Source organism: Oligosphaera ethanolica, assembly GCF_030814695.1.
GTDB classification, from domain to species: Bacteria; Verrucomicrobiota; Lentisphaeria; order Oligosphaerales; family Oligosphaeraceae; genus Oligosphaera; species Oligosphaera ethanolica.
The window spans coordinates 667,474-687,775 of record NZ_JAUSVL010000001.1 but is presented as its reverse complement, the minus strand read 5'-3'; the positions used below and the strand labels follow the sequence as shown (position 1 = coordinate 687,775).

The following is a 20,302-nucleotide window of genomic DNA, read 5'->3' as shown; positions in this document are numbered from 1 at the left end:
AGGGATAACTGTTTTATATGCGTGAGCGTTCGTCCATCTTAGCCAAAGCTGGGCTATGCCTACTGGCGGTAGTGCTGGTTGCGGGGCTGTACGTGCTGCTCTCGTGGCGTTTTGCGCGCGGCGATGCCTACGCCGAGTATTCCAGCCTGCGTGCGGACCCCATGGGCTGCCGCGCTTATTACGACGCCTTGAGCGAAGTGCCCGGCCGTCAGCTCGCGCGCTTCTATCGTCCACCGGTGGAACTGCCGGCGGCGTCCTCGCCGTCCACCGGCACGCGTCTGTTCGTGCTGGGGTTATCGCCGTGGGATATGGACTGCCTTCAGGACGACGCGTTGCTGGACTTTGTTCATGGCGGCGGCGTGCTGCTGGTCGCGTTGGCTAGCGCGGATTTGGCAGACGCAGGCGCGTCGCAGCCGAGCAAATGCGGTGCGGGTTGCGGCACCTGTCCCGCTCCCCGTCCAGCGGCAGTATTGGCTAGCCGGTTGAGCTTGCCGAAGGTGGGCGGTTTGCCGCCGGTCGTTGCGGGATCTGATCGGTGGGCGCGCTTGGCAATGCCGTCGGGTGCTTTGCCGTCCGAGCTACTGTGGCGTGATCGCGGCGGGTTCGGCGCGGTACCGGCGGATTGGTCGGCGCTGTATATTCTTGGCGGTCAGCCGGTGGTCTTGCAGCGCAGCTGGGGTCGTGGCCGCATTGTGCTATGCGCGGGCAGCTACTTGTTCAGCAATGAAGCGCTGAGCATTGCGCGCGAAACGGCCTTCCTCGCCTGGTGTGCCGGCGATGACGAGCGCCTGCTATTTGACGAGTGGCATCTCGGCGTGGCCGAGCGACCTAGCTTGGTGACCCTCATGCGACGGGCGCGGTTGCATGGGTTGGTGATTGGCGTGCTGATCCTCTTCGGCATGGTCATCTGGCGTCAGCAGCACCTGCCCGTGTGCGACGACGACGACGACGAGCCCTTGCCGGCCAGCGCCGCCGCCGGTCTGGCGCGGTTGTTGCAGGCAAACGTACCGCCATCACAGCTGCTCGCCGCCTGTCGCGACGAGTGGGCACGGGACGCCGTCCGGCCCGAGCAAGGGGACGCGCAGGGCGCGCTCGACGAGATCAATGCCGAGCTGGCCGCGAATGCCGCGAGACCGGCAGGCGAACGGCGATCGTTGACGGAGCTCTACAATCACTGGTGTGACAAACTCGGCCGCAGGTGGCAACGTTGAAGCAAGGCCCGGCGGCAGCGCCGGGCAGGAGAGAGAACCATGACCGACATGCGTATTCAAGATGTATTGGCCCAAGTGAAACAGGAGGCCGCGAAGGTGATTATTGGCCAGCAGGACGTGCTGGATCAGGCGTTGATCGCCATCTGCTGCGGTCAGCACGCGCTGATCGAAGGCGTGCCCGGCGTGGCCAAGACCCTGCTGGTGCGGACCCTGGCGAAGCTCCTCGGCTGCGATTTTGGCCGCATTCAATTCACGCCCGATCTCATGCCGTCGGACATCACCGGCACAACGATTTTTGACATGCGCAGCCAGGAATTCAAGGTCATGAAAGGGCCGGTGTTCACGACGTTCCTGCTGGCGGACGAGATCAACCGCGCGCCCGCCAAGACCCAGTCGGCGCTGCTGCAGGCCATGCAGGAACGGCAGGTGACCCTGGATCGCCAGACCCATCCGTTACCGGCGGATTTCACGGTGTTCGCTACCCAGAACCCCGTGGAGTACGAGGGGACGTATCCGCTGCCCGAGGCGCAGAAAGACCGCTTTCTGCTCAAAATCGCCATGGACATGCCTGGCTGGGATGACGAACTCGAGTTGGCCCGGCGCATGGCGAACGACGCCGCGCCGGAGAAGGCTCTTGCCGATGGCGCCATTACGCCGGTGCTTGCGCCCGGCGCGCTCAGTGCGGTACGCGCCCAGTTACCACAGGTGCTGTTACGAGATGAACTACTCGAATACATCGTGCGGTTGGTTCAGGCGACCCGACGGCAGGAGTGCGTACTGGTCGGCGCCGGTCCGCGGGCGACGCAGGCGTTGGTCATGGCCAGCCGCGCTGCCGCTGCCCTCGACGGCCGTGATTTCGTTACGCCCGACGATGTCAAAGGCCTGGCGCGCGCGGTCATGGCCCACCGGTTGCTTCTGCGACCGGAATACGAAATCGAAGGACTGACCTGCGACGAGGTCGTCGCGCGGGTGCTGGAAGACGTCGCGGTGCCGCGCTAAAAGACAATAATCGGGCACGTTCATGCGTTGACCCTCGCTGACTCATTACCCACCATTGCCCACCACCAAATACCCGGCTTGCGGGACGTTTTCGCCAAAGCAGCAGCAGCTCTTGGCGGAACGGCCCGACGGGACTGAACCAAGGAGTATTATGTCGACATTACTGCGCAAATTCACGGTTACTCGCCCGCGCGGCCCTCGTGGCGTGCTGGCTTTGTTGACAACTTCACTGATGACAATGGGAGCTCTGACCATGGCAGACGAACTGGTTCTCTATGACTTCAGCGCGCCAGTGCCCGTCGGCCTGTTGGAGATGCGCGAGACGACGACGCGGTTGACTGAAGAGGGCGCTCTGGAAATCGTCTTCCAGCCTGGTACGGCATGGCCGGGCATTACGCTCAAGGCCCCCGAGGGCAAGTGGGACCTGCGGCCGTATCAGCGTATTGGTCTGGACATCCGCAACACTGGCGCCACAGCCGCCCGCGTGGGCTTCCGCGTGGACAACCCCGGCGCCGATGGCGGCAAGCATTGCCTGCAGCAGATGATTGAGATCATTCCTGGCGGTATGCAGCGCCTAGACATCAGCTACACCAGCACCAGTGGCGAAATGACTGTGGACCTCTTTGGCATGCGCGGCTATCCCGTTGAAGTCAATGGCAGCATGCGCGGCGGCCAGCGCACGATCGACGCCAGTAACGTCATTCAGCTGTTGGTATTCATGGCCAGTCCCAAGGAAAGCTACAGCATTGAGATTGACAACATCAAAGCCGCCGGTACGGCGGCGCCGGTCGCCGATCGGCCGACTTTGACCAAGGACAATTTTTTCCCCTTCATCGACACCTACGGGCAGTTCATTCACCGCGACTGGCCCGGCAAAGTCACCGGCCCTGAGGATCTCGAAGCGCGTCGCGTCGCCGAAGAGCAGGAGCTGGCCGCGAAGCCGGGTCCGGCCGACTGGAACAAATGGGGCGGCTGGGCCGCCGGACCGCAGCTGGCCGCCACGGGCTTTTTCCGCACCGAAAAGTATGCTGACAAGTGGTGGCTGGTCGATCCCGACGGCCGCCTCTTTATCAGTCACGGCTTGGACTGTGTCGGCGAAAGCGGGTCGACGCCGATTGACGACCGCGAGACCTGGTTCCAGGACTTTCCTGGCGACAAAGAGGCATTCAAGAACTGCTTTGGTCGCCAGGGGCACGTGGTCAATGGCTATTATAAGGGTCGGACGCCGAAGCTGTTTGACTTTGGTCGCGCCAACAACATGCGCAAGTACGGCGACAACTGGGAGGCCAAGTCCAGTGATGTCGCCCACCGCCGTCTGCGCAGCTGGGGCATCAACACCATCGCCAACTGGTCCGACTCGGACATTTATTTGCAGAAGCGCACGCCGTACTTTGCCAATGTAGGCACCTGGGGTGCCAAGGTCCTCGAAGGCAGCGTGGGCTATTGGGGAAAATTCAGTGATGTGTATGACCCGAGTTTCCGCCAGGCCATTGAGAAGGGCATCGCGCAGCAGCGCGGCAAGAGCATTGGCGACCCGTGGTGCATCGGCTACTTTGTGCACAACGAGCTGAGCTGGGGCGACGTGACCTCGTTGGCCGTCGGCGCGCTGTTGTCGCCGCCGGAACAAGCCGCGAAGATTGAGTTGCTCAAAGTCCTCCAGGCGCAGTATGCCGACATTCAGGCCCTTAACGCGGCTTGGGAGACAACCTTCGCGTCTTGGGAGGTCATGAGCGCCAATCGCGATGAGGTGAAGCTGAATGACGCCGCTCGCAAGGACCTGCGTGTGTTCAACCGCGCCTTCATTGAGACCTACTTCCGCACCGTCCGCGATGCGCTCAAGGCCGCTGCACCGAACCAGCTATACGCGGGCTGCCGCTTTGCCTGGGTCAACGACGACGCGGCGGACATCGCCGGTGCCTACTGCGACATCGTCTGCTACAATCTCTACCGCCGCGACGTGTCGTCCTTCAAGTATCCTGGCAGTCGCGACGTGCCGTTGATCATCGGCGAATTCCACTTCGGGGCGCTGGATCGCGGCATGTTCCATACCGGACTGGTCCCGGTGGAAAGTCAGGAGGCTCGTGCCGAGGCCTATAAAAATTATGTCTTAGGAATGCTTCGCCATCGGAACTTTGTGGGTTGCCACTGGTTTAAGTACATGGACGAGGCCACGACGGGTCGCGGTCTGGATGAAGAAAACTACCAGATTGGTTTTATCGACATCGCCGACACGCCTTATCCGGAAACGATTGCCGCCAGCCGCGAAGTTGGCTACTCGCTGTACGAGTACCGCCTCAAGGCCGGCAGCAAAGAGAAGTGACGGATTGAGCTGTAAGTAAAGGAGATATCACGCCGGGGTGGACACCGGTGACGACGCAATGAAGAAGCTGGACACTGCGCCGGCGTGACGATTCTCACCGTTTTTTCACAATCACCTGACATAAACAACATTTGGAGATACGACAATGAAAAGCATGACCAAAAAATGTACCATGATGATGGCCGCACTGATGGCAATGGCGCTGATGGCGATGACCGCATCCGCACAGGAAGCGAAAAAGGAAGGCTGTTGCGCCATGAAGGCCGCGAAGAGCGCCTGCACCATGAAGGCCGCCGAAGCTAAAGAAGGCTGCGCCATGAAGGCCGCAAAACCCGCCTGCGCCGAGCAAAAAGGCTGCGCCATGCGTGCCGCCGATGGCACCTGCAAGAACATGGCCGCTTGCCCGAAGAAGGGCGCCGATGGCAAATGCACTTGCACCGAGGCGTGCAAAAAAGGCGCTGAAGCCTGTGCTGCTGCCAAGGAATGCCCTGCCAAAGCCGCTGCGGCTGAAAAGAAACCTTGCTGCAAGGCCGCGCCCGCAGCGAAATAAGGAGTATAGTAACGGAAAGTTTTTTGCCGATTCGTTGACGCGGAAAGACGACTAACAGACGCGGACGACGGGACGTAAGATCCCTAGCCAAGACACTGACACGTCGCACCGGACCACCAGAGGCCGGTAACGGATTTCGACGCACTATGACGTCGGAGGCGAACAGGGCGCAGAGCCCGGCGTAAGCGGATCGGCGGTGACCAGACGGAATAAAGACCGCCTGGCACATTTCAACGAAAAAGCCCACCAGGATGCCTAAAGCGCCTGGTGGGCTTTCCTTTTTTGCAGACGCTTCTGAGAGATCGGCGGTCTTTTTCGCGGAGCGGTCTGGTCTTCTGTCTTTTATGCGGAGCAGTCTGGTCTTCTGTCTTTTTTGCGGAGCAGTCTGGTCTTCTGTCTTTTTCGCGGACAAATCCGACGGATCCGACGGATCGGACCGATCCGATGACGTGATCAGTCCGATCAGTCCGATCAGTCCGATCGACTGTCTTTTTCGCGGACAAATCCGACGGATCGGACCGATCAGAAGACGTGATCAGTCCGATCAGTCCGATCAGTCCGATCGACTGTCTTTTTGGGCTTGTGGGGAGTGCCGGCCGTTGATGGCTGCGCGGATGTGTTGTGAGTGTGGCGCCCTACGGGCGCTTGGTCTTTTGGGTTTCTTCTGCCCTGGGTTGCGGCGCCCTCCGGGCGCCTCACCCAGGGTTATGCATGGTGCGGCCCCCGGGCCGAATTTGGGGTCTTTTTTCGCGGACGGATCCGACGGATCCGACGGATCGGACCGATCCGATGACGTGATCAGTCTGATCAGTCCGATCAGTCCGATCGACTGTCTTTTTGGGCTTGTGGTTACTGCATGGCGTTGATGGCTGCGCGGATGTGTTGTGAGTGTGGCGCCCTTCAGGCGCAATTCCAAGTTGCTGTCACACCCTGGGTTGCGCGCCCTCCGGGCCGAACTTGGCCAATCTGGCGACTTGCTTTGTCTGATCCGGGCTGAAAACCACCTCCATTCAATGGCTATCTTTTTGCGCCGTAGGTGCTTAACTATGCTTAACCCCAGGCTTTGGCCTGGGGACGCAGCCTGCCAACAGGCAGTGCCTCGTAGAGGCACCACCGTTTTGGTTATCAATGGCTGACCGATTACGGAAATATCACCCAAAAAAGATATATCTATTGTATTTAATACACAAATGCTGTATAATGATGGGAATGTGACGAATAGTTCTTAAGTGGTGTCGTGCCTTTAATGGATAGTGATGTGTTGTGATGATTAGGCCAGGGAATTTAGGTAACCGGGTGTTGAGCCAGAACCAAGCTAAGGAGGACGCAATCATGCAATGGGCGAAGCGAAGAAGTACGTGGAACGACTTAGTGCCACAGGCAAAGGAACGCTGTTTCACCTTGATTGAGTTGCTGGTGGTGATAGCGATCATCGCGATATTGGCAGCGATGTTGTTGCCGGCGTTGAGCAAGGCGCGGGAGAAAGCGCGGACGATCTCGTGTACGTCGAATGTGAAGCAGATGGCTTTGGCGAGCAGCATGTATGCGGATGACAACGTGGACATGCTGCCGACGGCGATAGTGGGTGGGCTCTGGTGGCACGATGCGATTGTTGGCTATACGGGTGATACGGCCATCTACAAGTGTCCGTCGCGGACCGGCGATGTGTTTGCTTCGTATGCAGGGAAGACGTCGGTGGTGAACAATCATTATGGTTGGAATTACATGACGTGGGATGGGTCGACCTCATACACCACTCGGGGTGGCCTAGGGCTGGCACCTAGGCTGAATGATCCGCGTGGTGGCCCGGTGACCCGTGGTGAGATTCCCCATCCGTCGAGTATGATCATGCTTGGCGATGGGCGGACCACGTCGATCAGCGGACTAATCGGCAATCCACTGACAAATGCTGGAGCGATGACTGACAATGTCCCCAATCTTCACGGTGGTGGTTGCACGATAGGTCATGTGGATGGACATACCGCGTGGTACAAGAAGGAAGTGCTGCAATCGCGGGGCAATATGTGGTGGTGGACGAAGACCGGCAAGAATGATTGATGGTCTTGCTGTCGTTCGCTGGCTAGCGACCATGCGCTGGCAAACAGAAACAGGTGGTACGGCAACTGCGGTGTGTTGTGTGGTGACGCAGAGCAACGGCTATTTTTATCGTGTTGTGGTTGCTGGCCATATCATGCATCTGTGTGCATAGTCTGTATCAACCGACTGGGATATGAATGTTGGCTGTAAGGAGCGGGTGTTGCGACTGAGGAATTATCTTGTCATGATACTGGCCGTAGGGGCGGTGTTGGTCGCCAGCGCCGCTGCTGACGACGCGGCTATCCCTGCAGCTGACAATGCGTTCACGGTGGCTCCAGATGACTGGCGGGCGATTGAGTATCCGCGTGATATCATTGCGGGGTCGATACTGGATTTTTCCGGCCAGGGTCTGCACGACGCACCGGCGGGGAAATATGGCCGGGTGATTGTTGAGAATGGCAAGTTTGTGTTTGCGGGTCGTGCCGATCGCCCGCAGCGTTTTTACGGGGCCAATCTGTGCATGACGGCGAATTATTTAGACCAGGCGACCTGCGATCGGTTAGCGGATCGTTTTGCAGCTATTGGCTACAATTCGGTGCGACTGCATCACCACGATAATTATTTGGCCTCGCGGCAGTACGGGACTGTATTGCACGCAGAGAACTTGAACAAGCTGGATTACCTCTTTGCGGCCATGAAAAAGCGTGGTATTTATGTCACCACGGATTTGTTTGTGTCGCGGCGGCCGCGATCAGGGGAATTGCCGGGGGTGACCAGGCAGAGCATGAAGGGTCTGATGCCCTTAGCGGACGAGGTGTTGGAGAACCAGATGCAATTCAGCCAGGCGTGGATGGAGCATCTCAACCCGTACACTGGTCTTGCGTGGAAGGACGATCCGGCGTTGGGGTTTATCAGCATCATCAATGAAGATACGGTATATCATCATATCAAGACGCGCAGTATCAGAGAACGCTATCTAGGGCTTTTTGCGGAGTATTTGCAGGCCAACGCTATTGAGCCCGGCAGCGAACTGGAACGGACCCATCATCTCAACGACTTTCTCATCCAGCACACTGTGGATCATTATGGCAAGATGATGGCCCGCCTGCGGGGCTTTGGGTTGCGAGTTCCGCTGACGGGGCAGAATATGTGGATGACGGTGCCGTTGTCGTTGATACGCGACCATTTTGATTATGTGGATACGCACGGCTATTGGGACCACCCGGTCTTTCTGGGGCGTGGCTGGCAGTTGCCCATGCGGTTCTGGGGAATCAGCAGTATGGCGGTGGAGCTGACCGGGGAGCAAGCGACGCGCAAACCGGCGCGATTATTTCCCGCGCGCATTTATGGCAAGCCCTTTGTGACGTCAGAAATCGGCTTTTGCTTTCCCAATCCCTATCGGGCTGAGAGCGGCGCGCTGGTGGGCGCTTATGGCGCTTTGCAGGATTGGGACGGCATTTACAAATTCGCGTATTCTCACTCAGCGGGGCGGCTTACGGAAGAAAGCCGCGTGGACCTCTTTGACGTGGCGACCGACCCGGTGCAATTGTTGGCCGAGAAACTTGCCATTTTGCTCTTTCTCCGTGGCGATGTCCGGGCGGCGGATGAGAAAATTGCCCTGCTGGTCGATGCCCGCAAAAAGATTGAGGAGACGGGCTTGGACGAGGCCGAACACAGCAACAGTCATGTCTTTGCCGGTTTTGTCGGGCAGCTCGGCACGGTCATTGTGCGCGACGACGCTCCGAGCTTGCCGGCGGGCATTAAGGTCAGCTTTGAGGCCCAGAAGAATGACAGCAACGAGGATGTTGCTCTCGCTTTGGCGCGTGGCCAAGCACTTGGCTTGGGGGGCTTGGATATGTCAAGAAAGTGGGCACGCAGCAGCACGGGCGAGCTGGAACTGAATGGCGCCGAACAGCATTTCCTGGTCACGACGGCCAAGACGGAGGCGATAGTCACCGTCCATGGCGGCAGACTGTCTTCCGGGCTCATGACCATCGATAATCAGGCGGGTTTTGCGCTGCTTGCTGTGTCGGCGATGGACTCCCAGCCCGTGAAGGATTCCAAGAGGATGTTGTTTCTGCATGTGACCGACGTCAAGAATTCGGAGATGAAATTCAAGACGCCGACGATTGTTGAAACCTGGGGGACGCCGCCCCTGCTGGCACGGCGCGGGGTGGCGGAAATTCGCCTCCAGCTGACGCCGGGTGATGCCCCGAGCGTCTATGCGGTTGACCTGGCCGGCAAGAGACTGGGACAGGTGAACAGCAACTTTTCTGCGGCGGGCGAGCTTTCTTTTACCAGCGATAGCTTCGCCTTTGCGCAGCCCTGTTTTGCCTACGAGATCAGCAGGTAGTCGCCGTTGTTCGCGGCTTGCGCGCCGGGTGATGGGTCTGTCGCCTTGATCAGCGCACTTGGCGCCAATCGAAAGCGTAGCCCACGTTGGGGTTTTTGCTTTCGATGAGGCCGAGGTAGAAGGCGTGGGCATCGGCGGGTGAGACGACGTCACTGATGATGGGCTTGACCTTGAATTTGCCGTGAGCGAGTAGTTTGAGGATGGCGGCCATTTCGTCGCGTTCGGTCCAGAAGCCGCCGCTGGAGTCCACGCGTGGGCGGGCAGTGGTGTTGGTGCCGACGATGGTCACGCCGCGTTTGTGCACGAGCTGATAGAAGTCGACCGTGCAGTCGGGGATGCGAGTGCAGCCGAGGAGGGACAGCCTACCGAATTTCGCCGTGCACTCGAGGGCCTGGCGCATGGCGATGGCCGCGCCGGTGACTTCGACGACGCAGTCGACGCCCTTGCCGTCGGTGGCGTCAAGGACCTTCTGCACATAGTCGTCTTCGGCTGGCGAGAACGCGTAGTCGGCGCCGAGCTCGCGGGCGAGCTCCAGGCGTTTGGGGTTGAGGTCGGACACAATCACCGGCACCGCGCCGCTGAGGGCCGCGAACTGTAGCGCGAAGAGGCCAAGCAGCCCCTGGCCGATGATCATGGCTGACTCGCCGATTTCCAGCCTGGTGCGGCGGAGCCCGAACATGGGGAAGGTCGCGATCACCACAAAGGACGCCTCAAGCGAGCTGATGCGATCGTCGCTGACCATGGTGAGTTCGTTGGCGTTTTTGACATTGTGGGACATGTGCCGGCCCCAGTTGTCAATCACGCGATCGCCGAGCTGGACGTTCTTCACGCCGTCGCCCAGCTCAATGATCCGCCCGCAGCCGCTGTAGCCCGGAAGGGTGTTGTAGGTGTTGGGCAACATCATGATATTTGCCAGCTCGGTGCCCGCGCTGATCGCCGTGTAGTCATTCTCAATGAGGACCTGGCCGGGACCGGGACGGGGGACGTCGTAGTCAAAAATGTCGACGTTGTTCTTCGACAACAGCTTCAGGCATTTGCCCTTCATGACATGTTCTCCAATGGCTTGCGGGGGGGACGGGGGTGGGAGTTTGGGTTAAGTGGCGTTTAAATGCTCATGGTTACTGCCGGCCGTTGATGGCTGCGCGGATGTGTTGTGAGTGTGGCGCCCTCCGGGCGCTGGTCTTTTGGGTTTCTTCTGCCCTGGGTTGCGTCGCCCTCCGGGCGCCTCACCCAGGGTTATGCATGGTGCGGCCCTCCGGGCCGAATTTGGGGTCTTTTTTCGCGGACGGATCCGACGGATCGGACCGATCCGATGACGTGATCAGTCTGATCAGTCCGATCGACTGTCTTTTTTCGCGGACGGATCCGACGGATCCGACGGATCGGACCGATCCGATGACGTGATCAGTCTGATCAGTCCGATCGACTGTCTTTTTGGGCTTGTGGTTACTGCCGGCCGTTGATGGCTGCGCAGATGTGTTGTGAGTGTGGCGCCCTCCGGGCGCTGGTCTTTAGGGTTTCTTCTGCCCTGGGTTGCGGCGCCCTCCGGGCGCCTCACCCAGGGTTATGCATGGTGCGGCCCTTCGGGCCGAATTTGGGGTCTTTTTTCGCGGACGGATCCGACGGATCGGACGGATCGGACCGATCCGATGACGTGATCAGTCTGATCAGTCCGATCAGTCCGATCGACTGTCTTTTTGGGCTTGTGGTTACTGCCGGGCGTTGATGGCTGCGCGGATGTGTTGTGAGTGTGGCGCCCTCCGGGCGCTGGTCTTTAGGGTTTCTTCTGCCCTGGGTTGCGGCGCCCTCCGGGCGCCTCACCCAGGGTTATGCATGGTGCGGCCCTTCGGGCCGAATTTGGGGTCTTTTTTCGCGGACGGATCCGACGGATCCGACGGATCGGACGGATCGGACCGATCCGATGACGTGATCAGTCTGATCAGTCGGATCAGTCCGATGATCGGTTTGCTTATTCCAGGGTAATGCTGTCGATGGTGACAGTTGCGCCCTTACGGGACATGGGGTCGAGGCGGAAGCTGGTGACTTTGCCGCGCCAGAGGCGGTGTTCGCCGAGGTTAAGGACGAGGTCGGTGAACTGGTCATTGGCGGTGTAAGTGGCTTTGATGGACAGCGGTTCGGTGATGGGTGCAGTGGTGGTGGCCCAGAAGAGCTGCAGACCATCATTGGTGGCGGTGGCGTTTTCGGCGGGTGTGGCCTTGATGCGGATGGTCATGCGTTTGAACTGTTTGGTGTCCAAGCGATTGAGGTAGATAGCCAGTGCCGGGTCGCTGCTGCTTGTGTTAAAGACCAGCTGGTTGTTTTCGACCTTCCAGTCGCCGATGCCCATGGTTGCTTGCCAGCCTTGGGGGTTGTTGTCAGCGAAGTCCCAGCTGCTGCGATTGCTGTCGCTGGCGGTATCGGGTTTGGGGTAGTCGTAGGGGCCGAGGCCGACATCGGCGGGGCCGTAGTTCTTTGGCCAGCCGAAGAGAGGTCTTTTAGCGAAGGTATCCCGCACGGCTTCGTACATGGCGAAGCCGTATTCGCGGTTGGGTTCGATATAGGAGCCCTCGCCCCATTCATTCAGGGGTGACAGCAGGATGCGTTTTTTGAGGCCGGTGCGGTCGGCGAAGGCCTTGGCGTCCTCGCAGATTTGTTTGAAGAGTTCGGGTGTGCGGCCGTAGATGACGGTGCGGTTGTTCCAGGGGCGGTCGTCCCAGCCGGTGGAGATATTGGTGAAGAAGGGCAGGATGCCCGTGTTGTACCATTTTTCCCACAGGTCCTTGTTGGTGGCGGCGACGTGTTCGAAGGAGAAATTGCGTGGGTTGCTGGCTCTGCCGCCGTGGTGCATGTAGTGGTAGATCGACGTCGAGTGCATGCCTTGGTCTTTGAGCCACTGGATATTGGCGGGGTCGACTTCGTGCTCCGGCCATTTCATGACGGAGAAATGAATGCCCTTGTAGCCGGCGTCGCGGGCGACTTTCTGTGAGGCGTCCAGTAGGGCCTTGATGCCACCCTGGTCTTTCATGTCTGCTTCCATGCCGCCCCAGCTCCAGATCATGACGACGGGCATGCCGTCAATGCAGTAATACTCGGGGGTGTTGAAGTAGTTTTCGACCCAGTACTGGGTGGCTTTGATCTGGTCATCGATGGAATGGGAGCCCTTGCCATTGTGGTTGGCCCACATCATGGCCCATTTCATGTGGGACTTATAGCGGGCTTGCTGGAAGGCCTTGATCCAGTGCTCGAGGCGGACGGTGCCGCGATTCCAGTACCAGTCAACCAGCAGGTACTGGATGCCGTTTTCCACCAGCCATTTGATCTGCCAGTCGACGACCTCGGGGTTGGACTCGTCATACCAACCCAGCACCGGTTTGCGAATGGGATCTACACGCCAGATTCTTTGCCATTTCTCGTAGCGTTCCCAGCCCGGGAAATACAGCGCGCCGACTTCGTAGTCGCTTTTGACGGGTTTGGGCTCGGGCACGTAATCAGCTTTGGGCAGATTGAGATTTTTGGTGAAAGCCAGTGGGCCGCGATGAAGCAAGCGTTGGTCGCCATAGGCGATCTCCAGTTCGTATTCGCCCGCAATGGGGGTGGCGGCCTGGATATGGAAAGACTGCGTCACGGGCTCGAAAGGCTTGAGGGGCGGCAGGAGCAGCCAGTTACTGTCCTTTTCCACGACCGTCACGCCAGGAGGCAGAATGAGTTTGTTGATGGTGGCTTTTTCGGCGCTGGCGCCACCGGTGTTGATGACGGTGTAAGTGAACTCGCAGGGCTTGTTCGCGCGGTTGAGCGCCTCAACTAGACCGTCGTCCTTGATGGTGAGCTGCGCGGGGCCCTGGGGATCAGGTGCGACCGACATATCCATGATGGCGGCGCTGGCGCCGGGAGCATCGCTGAGTGTGAGGGTGATGTCGAAAATACGGTCCATCCAGCCGGGGCTGCCGGAGAGATCGACATTGTACATATGGAACTGGTCATCAGCGACGATAGGAAAGCTCTTTGATTTTCTACCCATGATGGAGGAAATCCAGCTTAGGCGCGCCTCGCGGCCAGCGCTGGCGGCCATGGTGAGATTCAGCCAGGTGCCATGTTCGAAACTGTCGACATTGACGGGGCCGCTGCTGATGGCGGGGTGTGATTCCGGGCTGCCGCTGCTGACGCGGAGGCTGTCGGCCTTGCTCGTGAGGGCGCTGTCGGCGTCGGCGCTCCAGCCGGCCGAGCCGTTGCGGAAGCTCCAGCGGGGCGTGGTTGCTGGTGTCGACTCATAGTCGGGCTCCATGATGCGGATGCGCTTGACGACGAAGGACTTCTTGCCCTTGTCGTCGTTGTATACGGCCGGGAAGTCCAGGCGGAGTTTTATGATGTCCTGCTGCGTCCAGCCCGGGGTGACGGTGTAGGTCTGCCACTGGTTATCACCCGTGAAGCGCATACTGACATTGACTTTCGGTGAGAAGCCATCGAAGGCCGTGTCGTTGGTGTTGGTGTAGAAGATGGTGCCGCCGCCGTCGGCGTCAGTCTTGGCGGTGATTTCGACGTACTGCCATGGCTTGGCCTTGATGCGGAATTCGGGGCTGGTGATCCACGGGTCCCAGTCGCTGAGGACGCCGCGCATGCCGTCTTCGCAGAGAGCGACATCCGAAACGTGGTTGGTCTTGGCCGCCCAGGCGGCGACGTCCGCCGGAGTTTTGAACGTCCATTCGACCAGGCATTTGTCGGCAGCCATCAGAGCGGAAGAGCCGAGGGCCAGGCATAGCATGAGCTTGTTAAGCATGAGCGGTCCTTTTGGTTAGTCAGTGGCGGGGTATTGCACGAAAAAACACGGACTGTCAAAGTTAGCCCGGGCATGGCCCCGCTGCAAGCAGTATGCAGGGCATTTACCGTTGAAAACCGCTGCGGCGGGGCCCCCACGCCGCCCCGGAAGAAAATTTCGTTTTTTTCCTTGAAAAGCGTTCTGCGGGCGATTTGCGTGACGTTGCTGACAAGTTATCAACAGGCCTAACGAAAAACTTACAATGGATGGCGGTATTTATATTGTTGTGTTTTCAGGCAAGTTATGCCATCCGTTGTCTTTTGCAGATGCTAATTTTTGACTCGTGAGGTTATGCACATTGACAGTTATGCACAGCGTTCTGTTAATAAATGGAGGCGAGATGTTAGTTTGGCTTTCAGGGCAAGGCAGTTACGCCGTATTGCGAATAATTCGTGCCTAGTGGCTGCTATGGATAGCTGAGTGTGATACGGATTGGGACAAAACCGATGGGGGATTTGTTCTGAAGGGGGGAGATGGGGTTGAGCAATCGCGATCCGTGTACATTGGGGGTGAAAATGACCTTGCCGGGGTATTGTGGACATTGTATGTTTGCCGTTTGTAATCGGTCACCCATTGAGAATTAAGCCACGGAGCATCTGGCTGAGTCAAACGCGCCCGTTTCCCTGGCCGCGAAGCGGCAGAAGCGCTGAAAGCGCGAAACATACCAGCCCAGGGCAAGCAGCGCTGAAAGCGCGCGCCGCCCTGGGTACAACGGCGACTACGTCCGTGTTCCTCGGCCTCTTTGGCCCCAGTCGGCGCAGCTGACTGGGGCCAAAGAGGCAATGGAACTCACTTACTTACCCGGGGGTGACGTCGCGACATGTCTGGGCGTCCGTTCTCAATGGGTGACCGATTACTGCCGTTTTTGATTAAATGCGTTATCTAGCGTGGAAAAGCGTGGTGGACCATGCACATTATAAGGATTCTTTTGGCTGCGGAGCATTAACGTTATTGAGCTGGCCGGCGGCAGGATTGTCGCGGGGATAGCTGGTGAACCCAATCAGGGAGCGTGCTGACATGAAACTGAGTCCTTGTCTGGAGTTGTTTTTCAAGGAACTGCCCTTTCCGGACCGCATTGCGGCGGTGGCCGACTGCGGCTACAGCGCCGGCGAGTTCTGGGGCTATGCAAACAAGGACATCGCGGCGATTGCCGCGGCGGCCGAGAAGCACAAGGTGGCGATCACGAGTTTCGGCAACGGCTGTAACAATTTGCTTGACCGTAGCCAGCATGACAAGTACGTGGCGGATTTTGCCGAAACGGTCGAGGTCGCCAAGCGCTTGAACTGCTGGAAAGTGATTGTGCTGACGGGCAACGTCGTTCCCGGCCGGACGCGCTGTGACATGAGCAAGGCGGTGATTGAGGGGCTGCGCAAATTGGCGCCGCTGGCGGAAAAGGCCGGCATCACGCTGATCCTGGAGCTGCTCAACACGGCGGTGAACCACGCCGGGTATTTCCTCGACAATTCCGAGGACATGGCGGCCGTGTTGCGCGCGGTGAATTCGCCCAACGTGAAGGGGCTGTATGACATTTATCACGCGGGCATCATGGAAGGCAATGTCACCGAGAAGATCATGACCAACCTGGACATCATCGGGCACTTCCACGCGGCAGGCATACCCGGGCGGCATGAGATGAAGGCCGGCGAACAGAATTACCCCTTTATCTGCCGCAAAATTGATGAAGCGGGCTACACGGGCTACCTGGGTCTGGAATATCATCCTCTGAAGGACTCGCGCAGCTCGCTGATCGAGACGCGTGAATGGCTGGCCTGAGCGGGAAAAATCCCGGCGGAAAATAGGATTTGCTGAGCAATAGACTACGGCGGGTGCCTGGTCCGAACAACAGTCAACATGGAGAAGAAAATGGCTAAATCGGCTAAGAAGGTTCGCGTTGGTTTCATTGGTTGTGGCGGCATTGCCAACTTCCATTTCGCGCATTACGACAACAACAAGATTCCCGACGCGCAGATCACGGCGGTGTGTGACCTGTTGGACGACCGGGTGCAGAAGGCGGCGACGCGTTTCGGCGCGACGCCCTACAAAGACTACAAGGAAATGCTGAGCAAAGAGAAGCTCGACGCCGTTTACGTCTGCGTCGAGCCCTGCGCGCACAAGGGCATGGAACTGATGGCCATTGAGAAGGGCTGCCATCTTTTCGTGGAAAAACCGGTGGCGCTGTGCATGGACTACGCCCGCGAAGTGGAGAAGGGCTTGAAAGCCAAGAAGCTGATCAACGGGGCTGGTTTCCAGGATCGCTATCTGGACTTCGTGCCGATGATGAAGAACTGGGTTGCGCAGCAGAAGGTCGGTTTTTTCAATGCGTACTGGGTTGGCGGCATGCCCGGCGTGTGGTGGTGGCGTCGTCGTGACACGTCCGGCGGGCAGGCCGTGGAGCAGACCATCCACACCTTCGATATGTGCCGGCTGCTGTTCGGCGAAGTCGTCGCGGTGCAGGCCTTCGGTCGTCGTGGCATCATCACGGACGTGGAGAACTACGACACGGAAGACGCGTCAGCCGTGAACCTGAAGTTTGAGAACGGCATTATTGGCACGGTCTACAGCGGTTGCTTCGTCCGTGGCGGCGGCGGCAAGAATGGCATCGACTGCTTCACCATGAACGGCCGCATGGAATACACCGAGCGCGCCGGCGTGGTCATCACCGAGCCGACCCGCACCATCAATGCCAAGACGGGCAATGACTACGGCCAGGAAGAAGACAATGTCTTCATTGAGGCCATTCTGAGCAACGACCAGAGCATCATCCTATCGCCCTACAGCGAAGCCGTGAAGAACCTGGAAGTGACCCTGGCGGCCAATGAGTCCATGGACAACGGCGGCAAAGTCGTCGTTCTCAAGGACACGCCGGCCTGCGGCTGTTGCTGCGACAGCAAGAAGAAGGCCACTAGCAAAAAGTGCAAGAAGTAAGACCGCGTCACGCGCCCAGCGCGTAACGTGCAACCGGCGGGTCGCCTGCGTTCCTGGTGAAAACCAACGCCGGCGGCCCGTTTTTTTGCGCGGCAAGTGCGGTCGGAGCGGGCGTCTTTTTCGCGGACGGAGCGGTCGGATCTTCTGTTTTTTATCGCGGACGGATCGGACGGATCGGACGGATCGGACGGATCCGATTACTGATCGGTCTGATCGGTCTGATCGGTCTGATCTTGGTTTTCGTTTTGGTGGGCGCCGCTGTTTTTTTCTGCGACTATATTACGTGCTTGTTCACGCAGGGGACGGGCAGTAACGCGAGCGTACTCAAGCAGCAGGTCAGTACCATGATTATACGGACACGGGCATATCCGCGGGCGGCGGTGATAGGCAATCCCTCGGATGGTTATCACGGCAAGACCATCGCCTTTGTATTTAGCAATTATTCTGCGGACGTGACGCTTTACGAGAGTCCTGAACTGGACTTGCTGCCGTCGCTGCGGGATCACAGCACTTTTGGCAGTGTTGAACAGCTCTGTGACGAGGTCGTCAAATACGGCTATTACGGCGGTATTCGGCTGTTGAAGGCGGCCATCCGCAAATTCCGCGATTATTGCCTGGAGAATGGGATTGAGATGGACAAGCGCAACTTCACGCTGCGCTACAATACGGACATCCCCAACCGCCTGGGCTTGGCCGGGTCGTCGGCGATCATCACGGGGTGTATGCGGGCTCTGGCGCAGTTTTATGGCGTGAAGATCGCGCCGGCATGGCTGGCCAATTTGGTTTTGTCGGTGGAGCGCGAGGAGCTGGGCATCCCGGCGGGTCTGCAGGACCGCGTGGCGCAGGCCTTCAACGAGCCGGTGTTCATGGATTTTGACAAGCGCTATATGGATGCGCACGGCATCGGCCGTTATCGCGTGATTCATATTCCCAGCGAACTCACCTTCTTTGTCGCGTTCCGGACGGATTTGGCCGAGGGGTCGGAGATTCTCCACAGCCATTTGCGTGAAGATTACGACGCCGGGGTGCCGCAGGTGCTTGAAGCCATGAAGGAATGGGCGTCGTTGACTGACCTGGCGCTGGAGGCGATGGATAAACGGCAGTACGAGAAGCTGCCGGCGCTGCTCAACCGCAACTTCGATCTGCGTTGCGAAGTGTGCGGCAACTGCGTCAGCGCGAAGAACCGGCGCATGATTGAATTGGCCCGCTCCGTGGGTGCGCCGGCGAAACTGACCGGATCCGGCGGCGCGATGATTGGCATTTACGACGATGACGCGATGTTTGGCAAGCTCCAACGAGTACTGGGCGAGCATCACATCGAAATCATCAAGCCGCAGATCGTCACCGATCCGCGCATGGCCTACGGCTGAGAACGGCAGCGATGACGGCCCGAGCGCGGATGGCACCAGATACAATCGTCGCCAGCTGGCCTGCGGCTGCGACAGGCAAAGCCAGCCATTGAGCGTGGGGGGCTTGGTGCAAACGGCGGCAGCCGGGTAAAAAGTCCTGGATTACTCCAGCATCTGCTCAGGCGTTGGGGGCGACGAGGCGCAGGGCGCTGCCGATGAGCTCGACGACGTCGTCGGCGATGAGTGCGCGCTGGGCGTCGTGCCAGCATTCGGCGCAGACGCCGTGGACGAATACCGCGCAGCGCGCGGCGTCTTCCATGCTCATGCCTTGGGCGATCATGGCGCCGATCATGCCGGCGAGGACGTCGCCGGTGCCGGCTGTGGCCAGAGCGGCCGTGCCGCTGAGGTTGATGGTCGGCTCTCGGCCATCGGGCGTGGCCACGACGCTATGCTGGCCTTTGAGGACCACCACTGCGTGGCAGCGCGCGGCCAGGGCCTTGGCTTGTTCGCTGCGGCTGGCCGGCATGGCGTCGACCAAGCCCACGCCGCGCAGGAGTGCGGCCATCTCGCCCGGGTGTGGCGTGAGCACCAGCCCGGCCCGAGCGGCGTCCAGGAGTTCGGGATGCGCGGCGAGGAGGCGCAGGCCGTCGGCATCAATGACCATCGGGATGGCTGCCGCCAGGAGCGCGCGCAGGACGTCTGGCGTTGCGGCGGGGCTGCTACCTGGGCCGTAGACCACGGCGTTTTTGTTCAGCAGCGCCTGCTGCAGTTGCGGAACCATGGCATCGCCGAAGACATCGTCGCGCTGGGTATCGCCCAGGGGCGTGCAGATCAGCGCGTGGGGTGATGCCGGTCGGGGCATGGCCGCCGGATGGGCGAGCGTCACCAGGCCGGCGCCGCTGCGCAGAGCTGCGCCGGCGCAGAGTGCCGCCGCGCCGGCGTACTGGCGCGAACCAGCCACGCAGAGGACGTGCCCCAGGCTGTTCTTGTGCGCGGCGCGATCGCGGCGGCGAAGCAGCGCGGCGGCATCGGCCTGGGTAAAAGCCCGGCCGAGGGACTGCGCGGCAGCGGTTACGGCTGGCGGGAAGCCGATGTCGATGACGTGGATGGCGCCGCAAAGGCGCGGGCCGTCGCCGCGGACGAGCCCGGTCTTGGGGAAGGCCATGGTCAGCGTCAGGTCGGCGACAATCGCGCATTCAGCGGCGCCGGAGTCGCCGTCGAGGCCGGAAGGAATGTCCAGGGCGACGACGGGCAGACCGCTGGCGTTGACTTGGTCGATGACGCGCCGGTAGGGATCTCGCGGGGCGCCATGGAGGCCGGTGCCGAGCAGGCCGTCAATGATAACGCCGCCGGGCTGCAGCGCCTCGGCGGGCAGTTCGCTGATCGCTTCGCGGCGAGGAACTGCGGCTGGCAGAAGCGCCGCATGCAGGCGCGCATCGGCGGGCAACTCGTCTCGCCGGCAGCAGCTGTAGAGTTTTACCGTGAGTCCTTGCTGGTGTAGCACGCGGGCGACGACCCATGCGTCGCCGCCGTTGTTGCCTTTGCCCGCCAGGACGACGATGCGCCGGCGTTGCCGGGGCGGCAGGCCCTCCAGATAGCAGAGGATTTCTTCGGCGGCGCCTTTGCCGGCGTGGTCCATGAGTTCAAAGCCGCTGGCGCTGCCGTTGCTGATGGCCAGCGCGTCCAGGCGTCGCATGTCGTCAACGCTGATGATGTCCATGGCGCTTTCCTCGGGCTGAATTGCG

The 20,302-nt window shown here is 59.7% G+C and carries 12 protein-coding genes; 9 read left to right on the top strand and 3 right to left on the bottom strand.

What is annotated here, in order from left to right; genetic code table 11:
* The first annotated feature begins 17 nt into the window (after nt 1-17).
* The 6 genes from J3R75_RS02385 to J3R75_RS02360 all read left to right on the top strand — a co-directional run bounded on the left by J3R75_RS02385 (nt 18) and on the right by J3R75_RS02360 (nt 9,470).
* Complete coding sequence (locus tag J3R75_RS02385; protein WP_307259717.1) at nt 18-1,211, top strand: DUF4350 domain-containing protein; 1,194 nt, start codon at nt 18-20, stop codon at nt 1,209-1,211.
* Nucleotides 1,212-1,250: 39 nt separating this feature from the next.
* Nucleotides 1,251-2,210 (top strand): AAA family ATPase, encoded by a 960-nt coding sequence (locus J3R75_RS02380; RefSeq protein ID WP_307259716.1) that lies wholly within the window; start codon nt 1,251-1,253, stop codon nt 2,208-2,210.
* Between the two features lie 253 nt (nt 2,211-2,463).
* Nucleotides 2,464-4,530, top strand: coding sequence for a hypothetical protein (locus J3R75_RS02375; protein WP_307259715.1), 2,067 nt, complete (start codon nt 2,464-2,466; stop codon nt 4,528-4,530).
* Nucleotides 4,531-4,684: 154 nt separating this feature from the next.
* On the top strand, nt 4,685-5,080 hold the full coding sequence (locus tag J3R75_RS02370) for a hypothetical protein (protein WP_307259714.1): 396 nt from the start codon (nt 4,685-4,687) through the stop codon (nt 5,078-5,080).
* 1,332 nt (nt 5,081-6,412) lie between these two features.
* Nucleotides 6,413-7,138 carry a prepilin-type N-terminal cleavage/methylation domain-containing protein gene (locus tag J3R75_RS02365; protein ID WP_307259713.1) on the top strand — a complete coding sequence of 242 codons (726 nt, stop codon included), beginning with the start codon at nt 6,413-6,415 and terminating at the stop codon, nt 7,136-7,138.
* A 223-nt stretch (nt 7,139-7,361) separates the two neighbouring features.
* Nucleotides 7,362-9,470 (top strand): hypothetical protein, encoded by a 2,109-nt coding sequence (locus tag J3R75_RS02360; RefSeq protein ID WP_307259711.1) that lies wholly within the window; start codon nt 7,362-7,364, stop codon nt 9,468-9,470.
* A 49-nt stretch (nt 9,471-9,519) separates the two neighbouring features.
* On the opposite strand, the gene J3R75_RS02355 is transcribed toward J3R75_RS02360, so the two are convergent.
* Both J3R75_RS02355 and J3R75_RS02350 read right to left on the bottom strand, forming a co-directional pair.
* Nucleotides 9,520-10,515 carry a zinc-dependent alcohol dehydrogenase gene (locus tag J3R75_RS02355; RefSeq protein WP_307259710.1) on the bottom strand — a complete coding sequence of 332 codons (996 nt, stop codon included), beginning with the start codon at nt 10,513-10,515 and terminating at the stop codon, nt 9,520-9,522.
* Between the two features lie 924 nt (nt 10,516-11,439).
* Nucleotides 11,440-14,244, bottom strand: a complete 2,805-nt coding sequence (locus J3R75_RS02350; protein ID WP_307259709.1) for a glycoside hydrolase family 99-like domain-containing protein — start codon at nt 14,242-14,244, stop codon at nt 11,440-11,442.
* A 1,056-nt stretch (nt 14,245-15,300) separates the two neighbouring features.
* Here J3R75_RS02350 and J3R75_RS02345 point away from each other — a divergent pair.
* From J3R75_RS02345 to J3R75_RS02335, 3 genes are all read left to right on the top strand, one after another.
* Nucleotides 15,301-16,056: a hydroxypyruvate isomerase family protein gene (locus tag J3R75_RS02345; protein WP_307259708.1), complete on the top strand. Its 756-nt coding sequence runs from the start codon at nt 15,301-15,303 to the stop codon at nt 16,054-16,056.
* A gap of 90 nt (nt 16,057-16,146) precedes the next feature.
* Nucleotides 16,147-17,208, top strand: a complete 1,062-nt coding sequence (locus J3R75_RS02340) for a Gfo/Idh/MocA family protein (RefSeq protein WP_307259707.1) — start codon at nt 16,147-16,149, stop codon at nt 17,206-17,208.
* 56 nt (nt 17,209-17,264) lie between these two features.
* A complete protein-coding gene (locus J3R75_RS02335; protein ID WP_307259706.1) occupies nt 17,265-18,578 on the top strand; it encodes a mevalonate kinase family protein in 1,314 nt (437 codons plus the stop codon).
* Nucleotides 18,579-18,735: 157 nt separating this feature from the next.
* On the opposite strand, the gene J3R75_RS02330 is transcribed toward J3R75_RS02335, so the two are convergent.
* Nucleotides 18,736-20,277, bottom strand: a complete 1,542-nt coding sequence (locus J3R75_RS02330) for an NAD(P)H-hydrate dehydratase (RefSeq protein ID WP_307259705.1) — start codon at nt 20,275-20,277, stop codon at nt 18,736-18,738.
* Nucleotides 20,278-20,302 lie beyond the last annotated feature (25 nt).